Source organism: Halomonas sp. G15 (assembly GCF_021282295.1).
In the GTDB taxonomy this organism is placed as follows: Bacteria; Pseudomonadota; Gammaproteobacteria; order Pseudomonadales; family Halomonadaceae; genus Halomonas; species Halomonas alimentaria.
The window spans coordinates 1-1,477 of sequence record NZ_JAJSPA010000083.1 but is presented as its reverse complement, the minus strand read 5'-3'; the positions used below and the strand labels follow the sequence as shown (position 1 = coordinate 1,477).

General features: G+C 74.4%; 1 protein-coding gene and 1 pseudogene. One reads left to right on the top strand and one right to left on the bottom strand.

Features of this window, described 5'->3' with window-relative positions:
• Positions 1-945, top strand: a 945-nt coding sequence (locus LWH48_RS18025) for an iron chelate uptake ABC transporter family permease subunit (RefSeq protein WP_232913665.1), incomplete at its 5' end; no start/stop codon positions are given.
• 81 nt (positions 946-1,026) lie between these two features.
• On the opposite strand, the pseudogene LWH48_RS18020 reads toward LWH48_RS18025, so the two are convergent.
• Positions 1,027-1,477, bottom strand: a pseudogene (locus LWH48_RS18020) (arsenic resistance protein); the annotation flags it as partial.

The following is a 1,477-nucleotide window of genomic DNA, read 5'->3' as shown; positions in this document are numbered from 1 at the left end:
CCGCGCCACCCCGCCCCCGGACGCCTGGCCGCGGGACTGGCCCTGGGCCTTGTCGTCGCCCTGCTGCTCGCCCTGCTGGTGGGCCAGGCGGCCGACGGCTGGTTCGCCACTGTTGAGGAGGCGGTGCTTGAGTGGCGCTGGCCGCGGCTGCTGGCCGCCGCGGCCAGCGGGGTGATGCTGGCGGTCGCCGGCACCCTGATCCAGCGCCTCACCGCCAATCCCATGGCGAGCCCCGAGGTGCTCGGCATCAGCGGCGGCAGCGCCATCGCCCTGATCGCGGCGCTCTTCCTGCTGCCCGCCCCCGACAACCTGGTCCTGGTCACCGCCGGCACCCTGGGGGCGCTGGCAAGCCTCGCCGTGCTGGTCGTGCTCAACCGGCGCAGCGGCTTCGTGCCCGAACGGCTGCTGCTCAGCGGCGTGGCGATCACCGCCCTGTTCGACGCCGTGCGCGCCATCGTGCTGGCCGGCGGCGACCCTCGCGGCCAGCAGGTCATCGCCTGGCTCTCGGGCTCCACCTACTACGTCGACCCCGTCAGCGCGACAGTGGTGGCGGGCCTCGCCGTGGCGCTGGCCCTGGCGGCGCGCCCCTTCGCCTGCTGGCTGGATATCCTGCCGCTGGGGGCGGCCACGGCCGCGGCCCTGGGAGTCAGGGTCGCGCGGGCCCGGCTGGCGTTGCTGCTGCTGGTCGCGCTGCTGACAGCCTGCGCCACCCTGGTGGTGGGCCCGCTCTCCTTCGTCGGCCTGCTGGCCCCCCATATGGCCCGGCTGGCGGGCTTCTCCCGGGCCCGCGCCCACCTGCTGGGGGCCACGCTGATCGGCGCCCTGCTGATGGTGCTGGCGGACTGGCTGGGCCGCCAGCTGCTGTTCCCCGCGGAGATCCCCGCCGGCCTGGTGGCCTCGCTGCTGGGCGGCGCCTACTTCATGTGGGGCCTGCGGCGCCGGTGACCGCGACGCTCGCCACTCGACGCCGGGCATGACGGCAAGGCGCCCTCCTTCACAGCGACCATCCCCGCCGCTACCGCCGACCTAACGGTCGGGAATCAGCCGGCCCGGCACGAAGCGCAGGAAGGCCAGCATGCCGAAGAGTTCCACCAGCGACTGGAAGACGACAACCACCACCGCGGCCTGCCAGCCCTGTGGCAGCGCCAGGGCAATGGGCAGCACCACGAAGGAGTTGCGGGTGCCGAGACTGAAGGTCAGGGTCCTGGCCGCCGGCGGCGAAAGCCCGAAGAGCCGCCCCAGCGTCAGCCCCAGCAGTGCCGCCAGCGCCAGGTAGCCGACGAAGAGCGGCAGCACCTGCAGCAACACCCCGCTCACCCCTTCCATGCCGGCAACCTGGGTCGCCGCTACCAGTAGCAGCACCGCGGCGAGCAGCGGCACGGGCAGCCAGCCCAGGCCCGCCACCAGGCGGCGGACGGCGGCATGGCGTCTGGCCAGGCGCTCGGTCAGCCAGGCCGCCGCCAGCGGGGCGAGGATC